This window comes from Deltaproteobacteria bacterium, from assembly GCA_009929795.1.
GTDB lineage: Bacteria > Desulfobacterota > Desulfovibrionia > Desulfovibrionales > Desulfomicrobiaceae > RZZR01.
The window spans coordinates 1-19,753 of sequence record RZZR01000045.1 but is presented as its reverse complement, the minus strand read 5'-3'; the positions used below and the strand labels follow the sequence as shown (position 1 = coordinate 19,753).

General features: G+C 54.6%; 17 protein-coding genes and 1 tRNA gene. 12 read left to right on the top strand and 6 right to left on the bottom strand.

The window, feature by feature from the left end:
• Nucleotides 1-136 precede the first annotated feature (136 nt).
• Nucleotides 137-463 (top strand): cytochrome C, encoded by a 327-nt coding sequence (locus EOM25_06965; protein ID NCC24924.1) that lies wholly within the window; start codon nt 137-139, stop codon nt 461-463.
• A gap of 46 nt (nt 464-509) precedes the next feature.
• Here the strand turns inward: EOM25_06965 and murJ are convergent, their stop codons facing one another.
• Nucleotides 510-2,024 carry a murein biosynthesis integral membrane protein MurJ gene (gene murJ / locus EOM25_06960; GenBank protein ID NCC24923.1) on the bottom strand — a complete coding sequence of 505 codons (1,515 nt, stop codon included), beginning with the start codon at nt 2,022-2,024 and terminating at the stop codon, nt 510-512.
• 52 nt (nt 2,025-2,076) lie between these two features.
• Between murJ and EOM25_06955 the strand changes: the two genes are divergently transcribed.
• The 4 genes from EOM25_06955 (at nt 2,077) to EOM25_06940 (ending at nt 6,577) form a co-directional block, all read left to right on the top strand.
• On the top strand, nt 2,077-3,900 hold the full coding sequence (locus EOM25_06955; GenBank protein ID NCC24922.1) for an N-acetylmuramoyl-L-alanine amidase: 1,824 nt from the start codon (nt 2,077-2,079) through the stop codon (nt 3,898-3,900).
• Between the two features lie 23 nt (nt 3,901-3,923).
• Nucleotides 3,924-4,607 (top strand): DUF554 domain-containing protein, encoded by a 684-nt coding sequence (locus EOM25_06950; protein ID NCC24921.1) that lies wholly within the window; start codon nt 3,924-3,926, stop codon nt 4,605-4,607.
• Between the two features lie 134 nt (nt 4,608-4,741).
• On the top strand, nt 4,742-5,746 hold the full coding sequence (locus EOM25_06945; GenBank protein NCC24920.1) for an NAD-dependent epimerase: 1,005 nt from the start codon (nt 4,742-4,744) through the stop codon (nt 5,744-5,746).
• A 51-nt stretch (nt 5,747-5,797) separates the two neighbouring features.
• Nucleotides 5,798-6,577, top strand: coding sequence for a ParA family protein (locus EOM25_06940; protein NCC24919.1), 780 nt, complete (start codon nt 5,798-5,800; stop codon nt 6,575-6,577).
• Between the two features lie 23 nt (nt 6,578-6,600).
• On the opposite strand, the gene EOM25_06935 is transcribed toward EOM25_06940, so the two are convergent.
• Entirely contained in the window at nt 6,601-7,014 is a 414-nt protein-coding gene (locus EOM25_06935; GenBank protein NCC24918.1) for a hypothetical protein, read from the bottom strand.
• 32 nt (nt 7,015-7,046) lie between these two features.
• Here EOM25_06935 and EOM25_06930 point away from each other — a divergent pair, with 32 nt between their 5' ends.
• From EOM25_06930 to EOM25_06910, 5 genes are all read left to right on the top strand, one after another.
• The gene (locus EOM25_06930) at nt 7,047-7,958 is read left to right on the top strand and encodes a ParB/RepB/Spo0J family partition protein (protein NCC24917.1); all 912 of its coding nucleotides are present in this window, start codon (nt 7,047-7,049) and stop codon (nt 7,956-7,958) included.
• Nucleotides 7,955-8,947, top strand: a complete 993-nt coding sequence (locus EOM25_06925) for a D-glycero-beta-D-manno-heptose-7-phosphate kinase (GenBank protein NCC24916.1) — start codon at nt 7,955-7,957, stop codon at nt 8,945-8,947. The genes EOM25_06930 and EOM25_06925 overlap by 4 nt, the downstream gene beginning before the upstream one ends.
• 97 nt (nt 8,948-9,044) lie before the next feature.
• Nucleotides 9,045-9,953: a hypothetical protein gene (locus EOM25_06920; GenBank protein ID NCC24915.1), complete on the top strand. Its 909-nt coding sequence runs from the start codon at nt 9,045-9,047 to the stop codon at nt 9,951-9,953.
• Between the two features lie 2 nt (nt 9,954-9,955).
• On the top strand, nt 9,956-10,729 hold the full coding sequence (locus EOM25_06915) for a hypothetical protein (protein ID NCC24914.1): 774 nt from the start codon (nt 9,956-9,958) through the stop codon (nt 10,727-10,729).
• Between the two features lie 12 nt (nt 10,730-10,741).
• The gene (locus EOM25_06910; GenBank protein NCC24913.1) at nt 10,742-12,091 is read left to right on the top strand and encodes a hypothetical protein; all 1,350 of its coding nucleotides are present in this window, start codon (nt 10,742-10,744) and stop codon (nt 12,089-12,091) included.
• 112 nt (nt 12,092-12,203) lie between these two features.
• On the opposite strand, the gene EOM25_06905 is transcribed toward EOM25_06910, so the two are convergent.
• The 4 genes from EOM25_06905 to EOM25_06890 form a co-directional block, all read right to left on the bottom strand.
• Nucleotides 12,204-12,279: transfer RNA gene (locus EOM25_06905), tRNA-Asn, on the bottom strand.
• Nucleotides 12,280-12,374: 95 nt separating this feature from the next.
• On the bottom strand, nt 12,375-14,585 hold the full coding sequence (locus EOM25_06900; protein NCC24912.1) for a hypothetical protein: 2,211 nt from the start codon (nt 14,583-14,585) through the stop codon (nt 12,375-12,377).
• Nucleotides 14,582-16,780 carry a DUF3536 domain-containing protein gene (locus EOM25_06895; GenBank protein NCC24911.1) on the bottom strand — a complete coding sequence of 733 codons (2,199 nt, stop codon included), beginning with the start codon at nt 16,778-16,780 and terminating at the stop codon, nt 14,582-14,584. The genes EOM25_06900 and EOM25_06895 overlap by 4 nt, the downstream gene beginning before the upstream one ends.
• Complete coding sequence (locus EOM25_06890) at nt 16,777-18,048, bottom strand: NAD(P)/FAD-dependent oxidoreductase (GenBank protein NCC24910.1); 1,272 nt, start codon at nt 18,046-18,048, stop codon at nt 16,777-16,779. Before EOM25_06890 ends, EOM25_06895 begins: the two co-directional genes overlap by 4 nt.
• Nucleotides 18,049-18,158: 110 nt before the next feature.
• Between EOM25_06890 and rfbA the strand changes: the two genes are divergently transcribed.
• Both rfbA and EOM25_06880 read left to right on the top strand, forming a co-directional pair.
• Complete coding sequence (gene rfbA / locus EOM25_06885) at nt 18,159-19,061, top strand: glucose-1-phosphate thymidylyltransferase (GenBank protein NCC24909.1); 903 nt, start codon at nt 18,159-18,161, stop codon at nt 19,059-19,061.
• Between the two features lie 219 nt (nt 19,062-19,280).
• Nucleotides 19,281-19,753: glutamine synthetase (locus EOM25_06880; GenBank protein ID NCC24908.1), on the top strand; the 473-nt coding region annotated here is incomplete at its 3' end.

The window sequence follows — 19,753 nt, the reverse complement described above, 5'->3', positions numbered from 1 at the left end:
TAACCCAAACAATGAGGAGGTATGTGAAGTGAGGAAATTTGCTCTAACCATCTTGGCAGGAAGCATTTTGGTCTGCTTTCTGTCCCTGCCGGCCCTGCATGCCGGAGACGAGGCCGCCCCGGCCGAAGTGATCTGCATGTCCGCGCCCGAAGGCTATGCTCCGGTCAAGAAAGACGGCACGCCCGGAAAGCTGCAGAAAAAGGTTCCGTTCGCCCACGACAAGCATGCGGCCATCGATTGTGCTGCCTGCCACCACCAACCGGCCGACGGCAAGACCTACGCCTCCTGTAACAGTGCCGGTTGCCATGAGAACATGGACAGCAAGACCGGAGCCGACTCCTTCTATGCCGCTTTCCACGCGGCCAATTCTGATAAGAGCTGCCTTGGCTGCCACAAGGGACTGCAGAAGGACAAGAAGCCTACCGGCCCAACGGCCTGCGGCAAGTGTCACACCGATTGCTAAGCTTTGTGCTAACCAAAAATGAAAAAGGCAGGGTGACCTGCCTTTTTCATTTTTGGCCCCTGACCATAAGCTTGGCAACAGCTCGTCCTTCCGGAATTTTCCAGGCCAGACAGGCCCCAAAGTAGAGTATCGCCCAGATGGGTACGAGGGCCACCGACCATTTACCCGACCCGGTTGTGGCCCAGGCCGACAGGCCCATCGCGGCTGAAATGACCATCATCGGCGCCAATCTTGCCATCAAACCCTGATCCCATCTAGCCATACGACGCAAACGCCAGCCCAGCCAGGTCATGTTCACCCACGAGGCCAGGGTTGTCGCCAAGGCCAGTCCCATCACCCCCCAAATCCGCATCAAACCAATTCCGAGAACGATGTTACAGGCCACGCTGACCGTCCCCGCCAAGACAGGGGTTTTTGTATCCTCAAAGGAATAAAAGGCCGAAACCAATGTCCTGACCCCGCAAAAGGCCGGCAATCCTATGGCGTAAGCCTGGAGGGCCAGTGCCGTCAGGCGCGTATCTTCTGCGCCGAAGGCCCCACGGCCGAATAGCAGGGACACGATAGGACCGGCTAAGGCCATAAGCCCGGCCATTGCTGGGAGGGAAACGAACATGAGCATTGCAAAGGTATCGCGAATGGCACCTTCCGCCTCTGCGCCCCTGTTCTGGGCAATGAGCGACGATATGGCAGGAAGAGCCGCCGTGGCCAGGGAAACACCGAACACCCCCAGTGGCAGCTGCACGATCCGATCTGCGTAGTAGAGAATGGAGATGCTGCCTTCGGCCAGCATGGAAGCCAGAATGGTCGTGGCCACGATGTTGATCTGATAGATAGCAGACCCGAACACTGTGGGCAGGACCATTCGGCCTACCTTGGCCACCTCGGGACCCAGGGGAGAGGCTGGCCCCAGCCATCTGAACCCGGCCTTCTGGAGCCAGGGCTGTTGCAGGAGCCATTGTCCCAATCCTCCGGCCAGTACGCCCCAAGACAGGTAGAGGGCCACATTTCCGCCCGTAGCCAAGGCCGCCAGGGCCGCGGCGATGAGAGCCAGATTCAGAATGCACGGAGACAGGGCCGGAGCCAAGAAATGCCCCAGGCCGTTCAGCGTTCCCATGCACAGGGCAACGCTGGAAATAAAAATGATGTATGGAAAACATATCCTGAGTAGGGTCACGGTCTGGGCCATGAGATCCGCATCTGCGGCAAACCCCGGGGCCAATGCCCAGGCAACGGGGTTTGCCCAGTACAGAACTAGGACCGTCATTGCCACGAGAATGATCAATAGCCAGAGTTGAACCGATCGAGTTAGAGAAAATGCTGCTTGCGGCCCGTTTCGTTCCAAGATACGAGAAAAGACTGGCACAAAGGCCATGGTCAAGGAACCTTCAGCAAAAAGTCGGCGAAGGATATTCGGCACGCGGAAGGCGACGAAAAATGCATCAGCCAAAGGGCTGGCTCCCAAAGCAAACGCTAGAATTATGTCCCTGGCGAATCCAAGCACACGGCTGAGGATCGTGGCCCAGGCCATGGTAAATGCATTTCTTGAAATCGAGCTGCGCATTTACAGCCTCGACCCATCACCGACCCGGCCGTTTTTTCGGTCTTGAGTTAGAATGATGCCCATAAAAATACTCCGTCTCAACATATTTTGGTTTGTCTTCACAGTGCTGATCTTTGTCATGGCCTCCCCGATTGAAGCCTCACCGGACAAGGACTTTCAAAGGGGCTGGAACGAATTCCACGCCCTGCTCAAGAACTCGCGTGACAGCCAATTCAGGTCATCCTGGATTGCCATCCGCAATATCTTCCTGAACGTCTACAAGGAAGCCCCCGATGGTCCCAGCGCTCCCAAGGCACTCTACTATCTCGGCCGAGTCCACGAAGAACTCGGGCGCCGTTCCGGCCTCGAAACGGACAAGCATCTGGCATTGGACTACTACCAGCGGGTAGTCAGTAAATTTCCCTCCCACTCCTGGGCCGACGATGCCCTCTTTCGCAAGGCCAAGGCCGAAATGGAACTGCTCTCCGATGATGCCCAGGCCTACATCGATCTGCTCCACATCATCCACGCCTATCCCAAGGGGGACATGTTCGAGGCTGCCCAGAAAGAACTGGCAAAATTGGATAAAAAGAACCGCAGGTTAGTCAAGTCACCGGTTCAGGACACCCCCAAGGATTCGGCCAAAGGCAAGGAACTTGCAGCCGTCAGCCCCACCCCGCCTGCTCCCTTGAGAATCGAACCCCGCCCGGCTTCGACACCATCGGCATCGCCTGGAAAACGCTCCGGGCAGACCCCGGAACTGACCTCCATCCGTCATTGGAGCGGTCCGGACTACACCCGGGTCGTCCTCGATCTCGATTCCAGTGCGACCTACACGCACCGTCTTCTCAATCCCGATCCCAAGCTCAAAACTCCGTCTCGTTTGTTCATCGACCTTGAGTGCATCGGCACCGCATCGGACATCCCTTCTAAGCTGACCATCAAGAACAGCGTGGTCCGTGAAATCCGTGTCGGCCAGAGGACTGGAGACGTCACCCGCGTCGTTTTGGACATCGAAAGTCTGAAAAACGCCAAGGTCTTCAACCTTGAGGATCCGTATCGCATCGTTGTCGACGTGTACACTCCTCCCCCGAGTGCGGCTTCGCCTCCGTCCAGAACCGCCGCCAAACCCGCAACTCCCAAAGGCCAGGAACTCCGAATCGAGATCAACGAATCAAGTAAGTCCATGGCTGGCACCTTGGTTGAGCAGCTTGGGCTCAAGCTCCAGACCGTCATGATCGATCCCGGTCATGGAGGAAAAGATCCAGGAGCTACCCACGGCAAAATCTATGAGAAGGACATCAACCTGCGGTTTGCCAAGATATTGGGGAAACAGCTCGAGGACAAGGGCCTAAAAATTCTCTATACCCGGACCACAGATGTCTTTCTCTCCCTGGAAGAGCGTACGGCTTTGGCCAACGCCCAGGGCGTCGATCTTTTTCTGTCCATTCATTGCAACGCCCATCCATCATCATCAGCTTCCGGCCTGGAGGTCTATTTCCTCAATCTGGCCAAAAACAAGGATGCTGTCCGAGTTGCAGCCCGTGAAAATGCCGTTTCGGAGCGTAAGATCAGTGATCTGCAATTCATCCTGACCGACCTGATGCTCAGCTCAAAGATCAAGGAATCCCAGGATCTGGCTCATCATGTCCACAGTACGGCTCTTAAAACCATGGCTAAGGACTATCGCCTCAAGGATCATGGGATTCGACAGGCGCCTTTCTATGTGTTGATGGGCGCTAAGATGCCCGCGGTATTGATTGAACTCGGCTATCTGACCAATGCCAAGGAACGGGCCATGCTTCAGAGCGATGCCTACCTGCGCAAATTGGCATCAGGCCTTGCCGGAGGCGTCATGGCCTACAAAAACAAGATCGAACAATTCGCCAGCCTTTAACCTCATCCTTCCGGAACCTCATCATGCAACTCCCCATTGGCTCCCTTGTGAACGCCGGAGCCATCGTCGCCGGCGGCCTGATCGGAATTCTCCTGAATCGACATTTTCCCGAGCGTATCCGATCCATTGTCTTTCAGGCCCTTGGCCTCTGCGTCCTGATCATCGGCATTGGAATGTCTCTCAAGGCCGAATCCATTCTCCCGGTCACTCTGAGCCTGATTCTGGGTGGGATCATCGGTGAAGCCGTTCGTATAGATCGCGGCATTGAACGGCTAGCAGATCGCGCTAAATCTTTCTTTAAGTCGTCTAACCCATTATTTTCACAGGGTTTTATTACAACATCTCTCATTTATTGCATTGGGGCTATGGCCATTGTCGGATCACTTACCGAGGGCCTGACCGGAGAGAGGGACATCCTCTACACCAAGGCCATCCTCGATGGCTTTTCGGCCATTGTCTTCGCCGCCACATACGGTTTCGGTGTTTTGCTTTCAGCCATACCGGTCTTCATCTATCAGGCGGCCATCACCATTTTCGCCTCTAGCTCACAGGCCTTCTTTACCGACTCCATGACTGCCCAGTTGACGTCCACCGGAGGCATTCTCATCCTCGGTATCGGCATCAACATTCTGAACATCCGCCAAATCGATATCGCCAACCTCTTACCCTCCTTGGTGATCATCGCGGTTTTGTCCTATCTCTTCTGAACTCTTTAGGCCACGGGTTCCGTTTTTCGTTGTGCTGACTACCTTGCCCTCCGGCCAGTTGCGGTGTACCCATGCACCCCATGACATCAATTCAAGACACTGGCTCTGAGAGATCCGACATGCCCAATATGGATATCCGCTTTCTGGTCACAGGTGCCGCCGGTTTCATTGGATTCCATCTCTGTCGATCGCTTGTTCTGGACGGGTATCCGGTCGTCGGGGTCGACAATCTTGATCCTTATTACTCGGTCCAGCTTAAACGAGACCGGCTTGCGATCCTTGAGCCAAACGCCCTGTTCGACTTTACCGAGTCTTCAGTCGCCGACGAACGGGCCCTGACAAGCATCTTCAATCGATTCGCTCCAACCCACGTCGTCCATCTTGCCGCCCAAGCTGGAGTCCGCTACAGCTTGGCCAACCCAAAGGCGTATGTTGACGCCAATCTCGTCGGTTTTGCCAATGTCCTTGAATGCTGTCGTCAGCACCATGTCAGACACCTTGTTTTCGCCTCGTCTAGCTCTGTCTATGGCCTGAACACTGATATGCCATTTAGCGTCCGGCAAAACGTCGACCATCCGATATCCCTTTATGCCGCCACCAAAAAGTCCAATGAGCTCATGGCCCATTCCTACTCATACCTTTACGACATGCCGTGCACAGGGCTTAGATTCTTCACCGTGTACGGGCCTTGGGGTAGACCGGACATGGCCCTTTTCCGATTCACTTCAGCCATGCTTGAGGGCAAACCAATCGATGTTTACAATCAGGGGCACATGAAACGTGATTTCACATATATTGATGATTCCGTGGAATGCGTCCGCCGCCTAGTCCACCTCCCACCCGTTTCGAATCCAGACTGGGATGGCCGGCGCCCCAACCCTGCGACCAGCCCGTCTCCCTATCGTATTTTGAATATTGGCAATGGTCGGACCGTCGGCCTGATGGAGTTCGTCTCCGCTCTTGAGGAATGCCTCGGTGCCAAGGCTAATTGTAATTTTCTCCCCATGCAGCCCGGCGATGTGGCTGAAACGCATGCTGATTCCACGGAACTCTTCGATCTCATCGGCTTTCGGCCCAAGACAACAGTCCGTGATGGAATTCGATCATTTGTCGACTGGTATAAGGCTTACTTTTCCTGAACTGAGCATCAACTTGTTTCACGTGAAACACAGCCTCGAAGCAGGTACACCGTGAGCACCGTCATCTCCATATCGAATCAGAAAGGAGGGGTGGGAAAAACCACCACCTGCATCAACCTTGGGGCATCCTTAGCGGTGATGGAAAAAAAGGTTCTGATCGTCGACAGCGACCCCCAAGGGAATGCCACCAGCGGCTTGGGTCTGACAGCAAAAACCCGGCATAGAACATTGTACGAAATCATTTTCAACAATGCCCCTTGCCGGGTCTGCGTCCACAGCACCGAACTTAACTATCTCTCGATAATTCCCTCATCGCCCGACTTGGTCGGAATGGACCTGGCCATGGCCGGTAGCGTGGCTCGTGAATTCATCCTCAAGGAACGGATTGCTTCCTTGACCCAGGAATTTGATTTTATACTCATTGATACTCCTCCGTCACTTGGACTCTTGACGGTCAACGCTCTCTGCGCCGCGAACTTCGTTCTTATCCCACTCCAATGCGAATACTATGCTCTGGAAGGAATGACCCAGCTAATGGGCACGGTTGGGGAGGTTCAAAAAAAAGTCAATCCAAACCTTTCGATCCTCGGCGTTATCCTGACCATGTTCGACAAGCGGAACCGGTTGTCGTTCCAAGTCGAAAAAGAAGCCAGAAAGCATTTTTCATCTCTGACATTCTCCTCCAAAATCCCTAGAAACGTCCGACTCTCCGAAGCCCCGAGCCATGGCAAGCCTGCGTTGCTGTACGACCTGCGGTCGACAGGAACACAGGCCTATATAAACTTGGCCCGAGAAGTAATGAACCGAGTCCTGGAAATTACAAGACGGTAACGACTCGAAAAAAAATTCCCCACTCAGGATTTGATTTCGCATCCGCAATCAGACTGAGTTTCCACCGTCACCTTATCCTTGAAGTGTTTCTTGTTGATCCTGGCGTGACACTGACAACATTCAAAGGATGCCAGTCCACCAAGGTTTGCAGCCTTGAGTCTAAATTTCCTGGGTTCATCGGACTGCCAATCGTCAGTCTTCTGTCCACATCGCCCACACTCCACAGCCATTGACAAGGGATATCGAAAATCCCAGTACTTGCACAGTTGATCCCAATCGTGCATTGGTTCATTGTGCGGTTTTTCGATCGGTTGGGAAGCTTTTTCAAGAATCGGTACGACCTGAATCCGAATCATATTCCAGATGGTAGCGGGGATGAAAACGCCGACCAAAACTCCTTCCTGATCCAAAATCTTCTGGTGGCTGACTGCTAGCATGATCTGCTCCTGCTGGGGTTTATTCAAAAACACTGATAACATCTAGGATCAAAAGAATTTCTGACAAGGGGTGCATAGTGCAAAAAAAAGGCCTTGGTAGAGGGCTTGGGGCACTGCTGAGTGAGGGATCGTCGACAGGGGAAGAAGTCCAGCTCCTGCCCTTGGGCGAAATTACCGCGAATCAGGCCCAGCCACGAAAAACATGGGATGAGGAAGGGCTAAGGCAACTGGCAGAATCCATCAAGGCAAACGGAGTTTTGCAGCCGATTCTTGTCCGGCCTTCTGACGATGGAAAATATGAAATCATTGCCGGAGAACGACGATGGCGGGCCAGCAGATTGGCGGAGCAAGCAAGTATTCCGGCCTTGATCAAAACCATCTCCAATGCCGAGGCCATGACCTTGGCCTTGATTGAAAATATCCAGCGTGAAGATCTCACGGCGGTGGAAGAAGCTCGCGCCATGCAACGGCTCCGCGATGAATTCGGGCTAACACAGGAGGAACTCTCCCAAAAACTAGGGCGCAGCCGCTCCGCCATAGCCAACGCATTACGAATGCTCAATCTGCCGAAAAAAATCTTGGATTCCGTCGATTCGGGACAGATCAGCGCCGGCCATGCCCGGGCCATCGTCAGCCTTCCAGGCGCAGACGATCAAGAACGGGCTATGTCCATCATCATTGAAAAGAACCTCAATGTCAGGGACGCAGAACGATTAGTCCAAAACTGGTCCGAATCAAAAAATCACGACGAAGCGTCTCTCTCCACCCACGATCGAATCCTGGCCAAGGATATCAAAACCCGTCTAAAATCATGCTTTCCAGAAGCCAGAAGTCCGAAAATATCCTTCCGGGGCACGGCCGACAAGGGGACGATCAGCTTCAAGTACAAAAATCCGGACGAGTTGCATGAGCTCCTCGAACTCATTCAGGCTCAAAGCCGATGAAAGATCTTCAAGACGCCATACAAGGGCTGGCCGGACATGCCGTAGCCATTGTCGGGGATGTCATGCTCGACCGCTACCTCTGGGGACGGGTCGAGCGGATATCTCCGGAGGCACCGGTGCCGGTGGCAGTGGTCGAGTCTGAAACGGTCAAACTCGGCGGAGCGGCCAACGTAGCTATGAATGTCAAGGCCCTTGGGGGAGAACCTCTTCTTGTCGGATCAATAGGTGACGACCAGGCCGGAGGACAATTTCGAACGCTGCTCCAGGAAGCTGGGATCGCGGACACGCATCTGATAACCAGCAGGCACGGACGAACGACGACAAAGACTCGGATCATGGCCGGAGGACAGCAAATCGTCAGAGTCGATCGAGAACCGGCCGAGGTAGCGGACAGCTCCACGGACAAGAAGCTGGCAAGATCTCTTTCAGCGGTGATAGACCGAGCAGTCGTCACAATTGTCTCGGACTACGGTAAGGGTGTAGTCGACGATATGCTTCTTGGACTGCTCTCCTCCAAACCTGAAATCATGACACTCATAGACCCGAAAGATAGAAATATGCCCCACTATCGCGGTGCATACCTCATGACCCCAAACAAGAAGGAGGCCGGAGAGGCCGTCGCAAGAAGACTGAAACATCGGGAAGACATCATCAAAGCCGGCTGCGAGATATTACAGAGCAAAAAACTTCGCAATCTTCTCATCACACAGGGCGCCCATGGAATGACCCTGTTCTCTGGTCACGACAAAATCTACCACCTGCCAACGCTGGCCCAAAATGTCTTCGACGTGACCGGGGCCGGGGATACGGTCATTTCGGTCATCGGTCTCGGGCTTGCTTCGGGACTGGACCTTCTCAAATCCTGTGTCTTGGCCAACTATGCCGCAGGGCATGTTGTCGGGCAAATCGGCACGGCCTGGGCCACTGGATCGGATATCATCAGAATGGCGGCCCAAGGGCCAACCATGGAAATCGAACATTGGCAATGACCCAAGAGCAACGCCGGATGAGAATGTGGACACGCCGGCCAACACGGAGAGGTGCACCATGTTAAAAAAAATGTCTCAAGCAGTTCTTTTTGGAGTTGTGATCATTCTGTTGTGCATGGGCCAGGCCAACGGGGCATCGGAGGTCTGGATCGAAGGGTCCGGGTCAGGCCAAACCAAGCAAGACGCCTTTTACTCGGCGTGCCTGAACGCGATCTGGAAAGTACTCTACAAAGAAATCGGCGAGGGTGCCGACGTGGACGAAAATCTTGAGGCGAGGGTTGCCGATCAGGTCAAGACCGAAATGAACTCCTTCGTCGCCAACAGACGGGTCAAAACTCTCAAGGAAGATGAATTCGTCGGGGGATTCCAGCTGACGGCCGACTTCCTGATCAAGCAGGCCCGGGTGGCCAAGCTGGCCAAGGATGTCATGAAGGATGCCGCCACAACCCAGGCTGGCAAGAAAGGGGGTGCCCAACCGACCATCATGTTCATGGTTGAAAACGATCAGCTCCGGGCCGCCTTCTCTCAGGAGTTCAACAAAAAGGGTCTGACAATCATTTCAAAGGAAAAGGCCATCCAGGATTTCGAAAAGGCCCTGTCCAGAAAAAAAGAAATTGAAGAAGAATGGAACACGCTTCTCCCCAACGAACAGGAAGAGCGACGGATCATGGCAATTTTGACCGAAAGCGGCGGCGAGGACATCCCAGACAACAAGGCAGTCACACTGGCCCAATTTCTCAAGGCCGACTATTTTGTGAAGGGAAAATACCGATACGAAGATCTGGGGAAGGATAATCTGGGCAACCAGCGATCCATGCTGAATCTCGAAGAGCTGAAAATCTACGAATCGGCCTCGGGAAAAATCCTGTCCATCATTTCCGACATCATCTACGCTTCGGGCGCGACCTCCAGCGAGGCCAGGCAGGTGGCCACCAAGAAGAGTGCCGTGGTCCTGGCCAATCAGTCTTTTGAGCAGATCATCGACTCCTGGAAAACGAGGAACTGAGAATGAAATCTGAAAAGATAATCAAAACATCGCCCTGGGCTTGGTTCGCAAGAAATGTTCGGGGTCTACTCGCTCTGCTGCTGATTCCCACTTTCTTCGGGCTGATGGGCTGCGCCAAGGGAGAAATGGACAAGACCCTGGATGAAACTCTCAAGGTCTTGGAGATATTCGCTCCGAAGAACCAAATCATCGAGGCCGAAATTTCACAACTTGAAGGAAGCCTTCTAGCCGGATTGCGCAACCTCGTCTATTCCGTCGAATTCACTTTCAAAGCCGCCGGATTGGAAAAGGACGCCCAACGCATGGCCTTAATTCAGAAACGATTGCAGGACGAACCGGAAATCGTCAACGACCCTGATCGACTCAAGGAGATCATGGACGAGGTCAATCTGGCCACGACCAAGGCAAACGCCATAACCGCGGAGAAAAAATTCAACCGTGAAAAGGCTAAGGAATTCGTCGGTAGAGGAATTCTGCACACGGGTATCGCCATCGTCTACGACGTCAAGGCCATAAACCACGCGCACACACTCATTCAGGTCGTCCCCAAGGCCATTGAGCAGAACGCCATGGAGGCCTTGAGGCTTAGACGGTATTTGAACTTATCCAGACTGGTTCTGACCAACGTTCCGGACCAGCTCAAGCAGATAAAATCTATCAACCAAAATCTGCAAGACTATTCAAAGGACCACAACATTCCCCAACCTTCACAGGCTGAAATCGACAAAGCCGTCAAAAAACAAGCCCCGGCCAAGATCGATGCCGGCGATCTGTAAACGGAGGCAAAAATGAAAAAAAATGCCCTCATCATGTTCCTACTGGTTTTTCTGAGCACTCCCCTCGGAGTCAGTGCCGACGAACCTCGATACACGATCTTCAATCACGGCATCCTCTTTTTCCCGGAGGCCATCCACTGTGATCCGGCCTTCACTTCCATGGCCAAAAAACGGATTCCGGACCTGAACGGTCACATCAAACGACAGCTGCAGAAATCAGTGTCCTCCAAGTGGAAACTCCACGAAGCCAACTGGGACAAGACCTTCCTCGAAAATGTGATTAACATGGCGGTGGTCATCTCCAGAGCCGACGTGAGCGAGGAAAAGATGACCATCAGCAAGAAGTTGGGGGACGTATCCTTCAACACGTTCAATGTCGGCGCGTCCCTAATATTTTTTAAAATATCCGAACAGGCCGATTCAAACGGTATCCAGATCTACTATAACCGCTTCATCACTGGAGCCAAAGTTGTCAAACTGAGTTCGGCCATGGACCACAGACAAAAGGAAAAATATTTCCAGGAAGATTTACAGGAAACCATTGACAGTCTGCTCAAGAAGACGTTTGAAGAGTACAATCCAGAAATGCTGCAGGGGAAAATCACCAAGGTGTCAAAAGACACGTATAACATCGACCTGGGCTTCGAACACGGCCTTCGTATCAACAACGTCATCACCGCCGAACTCCCGTCCGGGTCAGGACTTGAACTCTCCATCAGCGATATCCAGGCAAAATCGTGTCGGGCCGAGGCGCTCTTCGCCGGACCTGAAGAGACGGCCGGATTGAAAGCCGGGACGAGGGTCACAAGCTACATCAACGCCAAAAGGATATCGAACAGTGTCGAGGCCTTTCGGGTCAACGCCTTCAAGGTCAAGGACGAAGCCTCCAGATTCGCCGGGTATGAGGACAATCTTCGTCAAATTTTCCACGACTACATTGTCGCAACAAAAAAGATAAACGTCATACCCTCGGCCTTGGCCCTGAACGACTCGACACTGGCCACCATGAAGACCTACCTGAACATCCCGGGGTCACTGACCGTGGTCGAACCGGCCTGCGACTACAACATAAACGCCGTTCTCCAAAAAACATCAGAAACGACCCATGGCCAAAGTGACATCAATCGCCAGGTGTCCTATGCGTCCTATGCGGCCGCTGGAATCAGACCCACATCGGGGCCGAACACCGATCTTCTGGTGACAGTCCAAGAAGCTGAGGCCGTGACCAAAGAGATCATTGCCGGCCAAAGCGAACCAGACCAGGTTTTCTTCATGGATGCGGTTCAAAAAACCATCCGATCCTTGGCCGATCAGTTGAGTAAAGAAATCCCAAAAAAAATCAAGCTGAGCTACGCGGACTGAACCAGGAATACGCAGTCCAGAAACAATACCTAGAAAAAAATGAACGAAGAGGCTTCAAGGATACCTTGAAGCCTCTTCGTTTTCAATAATTTCCCAAAGGGAAGTGTCGTTATGGCTCCCCGGGACAGATTTGAACTGCCGACAGGGTGGTTAACAGCCACCTGCTCTGCCAACTGAGCTACCGGGGATTGCGACACGAGCACATTGGCCTGTGTTCGTGAGGTTTTGTTCTCTAGGTGATTCTCATCCGCCCGTCAACAATTTTTTCTCGAAGCTCGGAGAATCAGGGCATGGCCCACCAGTTGAGAACATCCTCACGGGCTCCGCGAACAACGACCGCAAAACCGTAACCTGAATCGGGCACGGCAAGAAAGGCCGCATTCAGGTTCTTGAGCCTGCTGGACTCCTGCATGGCTACGGAGTCCCAAAAAATCATTTCATCAGCATTCCATCCGGCCAAGCACCACTCATAGGGGAACCAGGACACACCATACGCCTGTTTCAATGAACCGAGTACACCGCTCATTGACGCCTGCTCAATATTCCATATGGCGACACGATCTCTCCCGCGGGTCGTTGCCAGATTACGGGAATCCCCAGAAAAGGCAGGTACGAAAGGAGTAGGAAAAGTGTACTCCCGATCATCTGAAAATGAATGCAAAAGCGATCCCGTTTCGATCCGAAAAATTTTCACTGAACCTTCATTCAAGCGGGAAGCCAGAAATTTGCCGTCTGGTGAAAACGCCAGGGAATTGACGAACTCTGAATACGGATAGACGAGAATTTCCGATTCGAACTTGCCCGAATCTGTATTGAGCACGCGAATCAGACCGTCGCTACCACCGGCAGCAAGGATCGCTCCGTCAGGACTGAAACTCAGGATGTTGGCGTACTCATTTCTGGGAAAAAATGAAAGGCGGATTGGTTCGTTCCACGACGCAGTATCCCAGAAGAAAATCCTGTTATCCCGGCCACCCGCAGCCAGCCGACTCTCGTCGGGAGAAAAAGTCAAGCTCAGGACCGGCCCAACCATGGCCTGTAACAACATGGAACTGTCATGTTTCCTGTCTTTAAGCCATATCCGGCCGTTTCCACCAACAGCGACATATCGACCGCTGGAGGAAACGGCCAAGGACGATACCGGACCGAGAGAGAAATCGATGGTCTCGGCATGGACGATGCGGAAATCGCGGAGTCTCCGCGCCTGTGAAAGTCGCTTTCTGACCATGGCCTCCAGTTCGCGGTTCTGCTTGCGAAGCTCGAGAAGACGTTGTCGTTCGAGAAAAAGATCACCTGTTGATTGTGAAGACTTGGTCAGATTCCCATAATCCAAGGTCAGGATGTCGTGGGCCCAGAGATCGAGGCCATAGGAGACAGAACGTTCCGATGACCAGAGAATTAGCTCATGCCAACCGGCAGGAATGGAAGATACCGGGCGATCCGGGCGAAAGGATTCCAGCCTTTCGGTTCCGACAATGACCGTCTCTAAGGGAATCTGGCCGAGAAATTGAACCGTGCCAGTGCTGCGGGGAGCCGTAATGGTCACGGACCGTCTCGAATTCCGTGGGAGTCGAACCCTGTGCTTCCCGGGATCGAAATACCGCGGATCGCCTTGCACCGTAATCCGAGTCTCAACATCGGCCTCGACAGGATACTCATCCAATGGTGCTTGCCCGACAAAACGGTCGTTGATGGAAATGTCAAGTCCGGCAGGCACGGTGTTGATGTGCAGCCAGGCCATATTAGAGGGTTCTCCCGCGGCATGAGGTAACGGTCCGGAGGTCGCAGCCTGCTTGAGTACGTGAAGAATTCTAGACCGCTCGTTCATCATTCCCGTCAGCCGTATCTTTCGATCTCGTGCATCGCTTTCGCGCCTCAACGCCTCCAGGCGTCTCTCCACGGAAAACAACTCCGACTGAAGATCTTGGATTAGTCCCTGCTGAAAAGGGAATAGAGCCTCAGGGCCGGACAGGCACTTCTTCTGGGCGGGAATTAGCCCGTCGAGCGGGACATGACGGACAACCGAACACAGGATATAGTCACCATATTCACCAAATTCGACGCAGCGTGTGGTCAGGAAGAACCCGCCGGTGACCTTCTCCCATGTCCCGGTGATCAACAAATCGCAGCCCAACAAAATATCGTCATCGTCCTGGCCGGGAACCCGAAGAATCGTGAAGGGCTCGGACCCGAAATTTCCCGAAGGTGGGGAGACGAACAGAGACCTCCGGAACAGATTCATGGCCGAGACGACCTGATCCTCAATCAAATCGCTCAAAGGCATGCATTCACTGGAACTGTCAAGGCTGGTAAATTGGGCCACGGCGACGCGTTTGCCGGCAAGACCGATCGAGTCCCTGACATTGGCCAAAATGATTCCCACCGAGTCGTTGATGGCCTGGGCATAGTTCGCTGAAGCCATGGCCGGGCAGTTAATCAAGAGCAGGACACACCCCGCCGCAGCAATCAGAAACAGTTTCCATATCCGTCTCATGGGTGACTCGCTGACGGAACCTGAAACCCCAGGGCATGGCCGACATGAATCAAATTATGTGCGCCCAGACGCCAGACCCTGTTCTGAAGTGACCACCAGTCGACAGAAACTCCGATCCGATTCACTCTCGTCAAAAAACCGGCCAAACCGTCGAAATCACCGTCATCCAGAAACTGACCGGCCCTCTTGATGACCTCTTCAACAAACATTGCCAAGAGGATCGGCTCTCGACGGAGCCCCTCGCCGACATAAGCCAAAAAGTCACGCTCGACTTCAACATCTCCGCCGAGGGCCCAGGTTAGGGCAAGGTTGGGTACAAGCAGGCCATAGTCTCCGACTGGCGTCCTTTGTCCCTCAGTGTAGGACGGAAAAATGGCCGACACATCGAGCGTCCGCCCCATCAGGCACGAAGACGCCTGTTTCTGAACGGCCCTGGCCAGGCGGGAGCAGATCAAAAGGCGTTTTCGACCCTCCAGATCACGCCATCGGATATGCCGGCCCGAGGCAGGCAGAAAGACTTCATCAGGAATTCCAGGGCCACGAGGCTCGACCTCAACCGTCCGTGTCGCGGTCTTGAATCGCGAACGAAGGATGACATTGATTCGAGCGTTCGCCGCATCTCGTCGTTCGACACGCGCCCCCAGGCCTGGCCAGGCGATGACGCCCCGGATTGTGGCGGTGTCGTCCATGTCGAGCATGACCGCAAGCACGGCCAAAACCTCGTCATTCGCCGTGGCTCGCCGCACGGGCCCGCTCCACAGATCGAGGGCTGTACCCTTGGCCGGATCGTTGGATAGGGCCTGGACAAAATGCTCGAGCACGTCGGACTCCAGATCTGGTCCTCCAGTGGCCTTCATAAGTTCGATAACCCGCTTTGCGGCGAGCATGGCCTTTTCGGGCTCGATACGGCCTATGTCATCAAAAAACCAGGCACAGCTGGCGAACATAGATAGGGCCCATCGCTCCATCTGCAGGAGATCGACGGCCCTGTCCAAAGTATCGAGATCAAGATCCGGCCGGACTTGGCCGGAGAAAAATTGGTCGAAGTCCCACTCGCCGGACAAAACCCGGCCGAAACTTCGAAGGGCCGACTCAGGATCGAGGAACAGGGATTCGCCGGCCTTGCGGTAATGTCGCCCCGCGCCATGCCTAAGGACGTTCAAACCCCTGCGAAGCGGACCTCTCCACTGCTGATTCCAGTCGGGGTGACCACCGTCGGCGCAGCCGCAGTCTGACCTCCAGCGCTCGATGCCGTGTATGCAGCTCCAAGACGAAGGCTCGTGAAGCACGACTGAGCAGCGCGGAGGATGGTCATTCAGAAACGCCGCATAATTGGTCAATTGAAAAGTCGGATCCTGGACCGCCTTTTCGATGACGAAAGCCAGGGCCATCTCCCCGAACATGAAGTGATGGCCATAGGATTCGCCATCTGTGGCAATGGACCTCAATCCCTCGCAATATCCGGCCTGGAGGCGCTCCCAGAACCTGGCTCCATCTTCAAGTAGCCGCTCGAAGGCAACGGATCTGGACAATGCCCCATGGTAGAAGAAAACGGAAATGGTGCGGCCCGAGGGAAGCGTGACCAGATACGGCACGGTGGTATCGAGATTGCCCTCGTCGACATCAGCCAGTTTCCCGCCGTCCAGGGAGCCGACTTGGCGGGCCTGCCTCGGAGCAAGGACAACATAGCGGATGCCTGCCCGGGCAAGACATTCAAGGCTCGATGTATCCACAGCCGCCTCGGGGAGCCACATGCCTTCCGGATCACGATCATATCTGAACTGGAAATCTTGGACGGCCCACTCCACCTCAAGGGCCTTGTCCCACTCCGAGGCCAAGGGCATTATCACATGATGATAGCACTGGGCCATGGCGTTGCCGTGTCCCAGCCTGGCCAAACTCTCCCTGTCTCCGGCAAGGATGCACTCGTAAACATCAGGGGCATGGCGGTCCATCCACGACAAGAGAGTCGGCCCGAAATTGAAGCTCATCCATTCGTAACAATTCAAGATGGCCGATATTTCACCGCCTTCCATCCGCCGGGCATGGCCGAGAGGGGCGTAGCATTCCCGACAGATCCGCTCGTTCCAATTGTGGTAGGGAGCAGCACTACCCTCGGGCAGGACCTCCTCCAGCCAGGGATCATGTCTGGGAGGCTGGTAAAAATGGCCGTGAATACATAAATATCGAGTCATATTAACCCCTTGTTCGAACGCACACGCCCGGCGGCGTAAAGGCCAGCCAGGCGGCCGGTGGCAAAGGCCGCATGAAGGTTGTAGCCTCCAGTATCGGCATCGATGTCCAAAACCTCTCCGGCAAGATACAGGTTTGGCAGGATTCTGGACTCCATGGTTCTCGGATCAACCTCCCTAGTATCGATCCCCCCGGCGGTGACTATAGCCTCGGCCAGGGGCCGGGTGGCAACGATGGAAAAACGGAAGTCCTTCAGCCAGTTCAGCAAAGACCGACGCTCGTCGGCCCTGACTTGATGTCCGTTCTTGAAAAGATCAAGGCCCACGCACTCGCCGCAAACAGGCACGAGTTTTTTTGGCAGCAAATGGCCGAGAATCCCTTTGACCTGCATCCGGCCATGCTCAGTCAATTCTCGCTGAAGCCGACGATCCAGAATATCTCGATCGAGGGCCGGCTTGAGATCCAGAGAGATCTCAACGGACCGGGACATGTTGAGTTTCTCGGACACAAGCCTGCTGAGGGTCAGGATGATGGGGCCAGAGAGTCCGAAATGGGTAAAGATGAGTTCTCCAAACTCCCGGGCTATGCCTTTTCCTTCCACGATGACCGTGGCGGAAACGTTCTTGAGACTCAGGCCCTGAAGTCGGCCGGCCGCGTCCCCAGCCGTGACCAGGGGCACGAGGGCGGGACGGACCGGGACAATGTTGTGCCCGAGCGCCCGGGCCAGAACCAACCCGTCACCCGTCGACCCTGTGGCCGGGTAGCTCATCCCTCCCGTGGTCAAAACGACCGTCGCAGCCGATACGGAACGCTCTCCGGAAATGGTTAGGTCGAACCTCTGACCATCTCCGAAACACAGAGCCGCGACCCGCGACTGACCACGAATAAGAACCCCGGAGCGGACCGCCCAGGCCCGAAGCGCATCGACGACATCCCTGGCCCGGTCAGAAACCGGAAAAACCCGGCCACCACGTTCGACCTTGGTCGGTACGCCGAGACTATCAAAAAATTCTCGAAGTTCCGAAACAAAAAACGATCCGATGACCTGACGGAGGTAGGATCCCTTTTCTCCGAATCGGGACAGGAACTCCACAAGGGGACAATCATTGGTCAGGTTTCCGCGACCCTTGCCGGTGATGGCCAGCTTCCGACCGACGCGGTCGTTTCGCTCCAGAAGGATGGTGGACGCCCCCTGCCCTGCCGCCGTACCGGAGGCCATGAGTCCGGCCGGGCCCCCGCCCACGACTGCGACATCCCAGACTCGGGTCATTGGAGGACCTCGGTCCGCACCATACAACACTCCTTTACAACCAGTTCGAAGATGGATAGCCAAAGTCACGTAAAGGCCTTGAACATCAACCACATCGGACAAGGATTGCCATGAAGGGAATCATCCTGGCCGGAGGCTCCGGTACGAGACTGTATCCTCTGACCCTCTGCGTCAGCAAGCAGCTCCTTCCTGTCTACGACAAACCCATGATCTACTATCCCCTGTCCGTGCTCATGCTGGCCGGCATCCGGGACATCCTGATCATCTCCACACCCGAGGACTTGCCGCGATTCCGGACCCTTCTCGGTGACGGGAAAACGCTGGGGCTGTCCTTCAGCTATATGGAACAGGCCCGGCCCGAAGGTCTTGCCCAGGCCTTCCTCCTCGGAGAGGATTTCATCGGATCGGATTCGGTCTGCCTGGTCCTGGGCGACAACATCATTCACGGTCCTGGACTCTCGGCCATGCTCCGTTCCTCGGCAGCCCTGCCCGATGGGGGCGGAGTGGTCTTCGGCTACCCGGTCCGGGACCCCCGTCGCTACGGCGTGGTCGAGTTCAATGCCCAGGGTCGGGTCCTGAGCATTGAGGAAAAGCCTGAGCACCCGAAATCGAAGTACGCCGTACCCGGAATCTATTTTTATGACAACAGCGTGGTATCCATCGCCCGCAGTCTGAAACCCTCACCCCGCGGCGAGCTGGAGATCACTGACGTCAACTTGGCCTATCTCAGCCAGGGCCGCCTCAGCGTCCGCCTTTTGGGCCGGGGCTTCGCGTGGCTCGACGCCGGAACACACGAGTCGCTCCAGCAGGCCAGCAACTTCATCCAGGCCATCCAGGAACGTCAGGGCTTCAAGATCGGCTGCATCGAGGAGATCGCCTACCACCTGGGCTATATAGATCAAACCGGACTCGTGAGCCTGGCCCGGGCATTGAACAAAAACAGCTACGGCCAATACCTCTTGGACATGGCCGATGCGGAGCCCCAGGCGGACCAAGCCTTCAATCTTGATTAACAAATTTGATAATTTTACCCAGGGCAGGGCATCCTGTGTTTTGCAAATCTGCAAATCAAAATCTCCAATTCGACCCCACCATAAAGCAACCGATCAATCATCAATATGAAATAAAAAGATAAATTGATTCTGGACCGCTCCTTGATCAATGTATCTCCAGCACATTGCACATCAACCGGTCACGGCCGATCCCCGACACAACCGCATGGAGGTACACGAATGGAATCGATCATTTTTAACTGCAAAAACGCCGACGACGTCCTCAAGGCCGTCCACGACAACAATATCAGCTTCGTCCAGTTTTGGTTCGTGGACATTCTGGGAACCCTGAAGAGCTTTCAGATCACTCCCAGCGAGCTGGAAAACGCCTTTGAGGAAGGCATGGGCTTTGACGGCTCATCCATCCAGGGCTTCTGCCGGATCCACGAGAGTGACATGGTCGCCTTTCCGGATCCGACCACCTTCCAACTCGTATCCTGGAGGCCCATGGAGCGGCCGGTGGCCCGCATGTTCTGCGACATCAAGAATCCAGACGGAACTCCCTACGAGGGTGACAGCCGCTACGCCCTGCGCAAGAATTTGGCCAAGGCCGCCGAAAAAGGCTACACATTCTATGTCGGCCCGGAACTTGAATTCTTTCTGTTCGCCAACTCCGAGGAGCCCAAAATCCTCGATCGCGGCGGGGATTTCGA

Bases quoted from the DNA above. Each gene is read 5' to 3' on its own strand.
- EOM25_06965 (NCC24924.1), top strand. From the start codon at position 137: ATGTCCGCGCCCGAAGGCTATGCTCCGGTCAAGAAAGACGGCACGCCC.
- murJ (NCC24923.1), bottom strand. From the start codon at position 2,024: ATGCGCAGCTCGATTTCAAGAAATGCATTTACCATGGCCTGGGCCACG.
- EOM25_06955 (NCC24922.1), top strand. From the start codon at position 2,077: ATGATGCCCATAAAAATACTCCGTCTCAACATATTTTGGTTTGTCTTC.
- EOM25_06950 (NCC24921.1), top strand. From the start codon at position 3,924: ATGCAACTCCCCATTGGCTCCCTTGTGAACGCCGGAGCCATCGTCGCC.
- EOM25_06935 (NCC24918.1), bottom strand. From the start codon at position 7,014: ATGCTAGCAGTCAGCCACCAGAAGATTTTGGATCAGGAAGGAGTTTTG.
- EOM25_06925 (NCC24916.1), top strand. From the start codon at position 7,955: ATGAAAGATCTTCAAGACGCCATACAAGGGCTGGCCGGACATGCCGTA.
- EOM25_06915 (NCC24914.1), top strand. From the start codon at position 9,956: ATGAAATCTGAAAAGATAATCAAAACATCGCCCTGGGCTTGGTTCGCA.
- EOM25_06910 (NCC24913.1), top strand. From the start codon at position 10,742: ATGAAAAAAAATGCCCTCATCATGTTCCTACTGGTTTTTCTGAGCACT.
- EOM25_06900 (NCC24912.1), bottom strand. From the start codon at position 14,585: ATGAGACGGATATGGAAACTGTTTCTGATTGCTGCGGCGGGGTGTGTC.
- EOM25_06895 (NCC24911.1), bottom strand. From the start codon at position 16,780: ATGACTCGATATTTATGTATTCACGGCCATTTTTACCAGCCTCCCAGA.
- EOM25_06890 (NCC24910.1), bottom strand. From the start codon at position 18,048: ATGACCCGAGTCTGGGATGTCGCAGTCGTGGGCGGGGGCCCGGCCGGA.
- rfbA (NCC24909.1), top strand. From the start codon at position 18,159: ATGAAGGGAATCATCCTGGCCGGAGGCTCCGGTACGAGACTGTATCCT.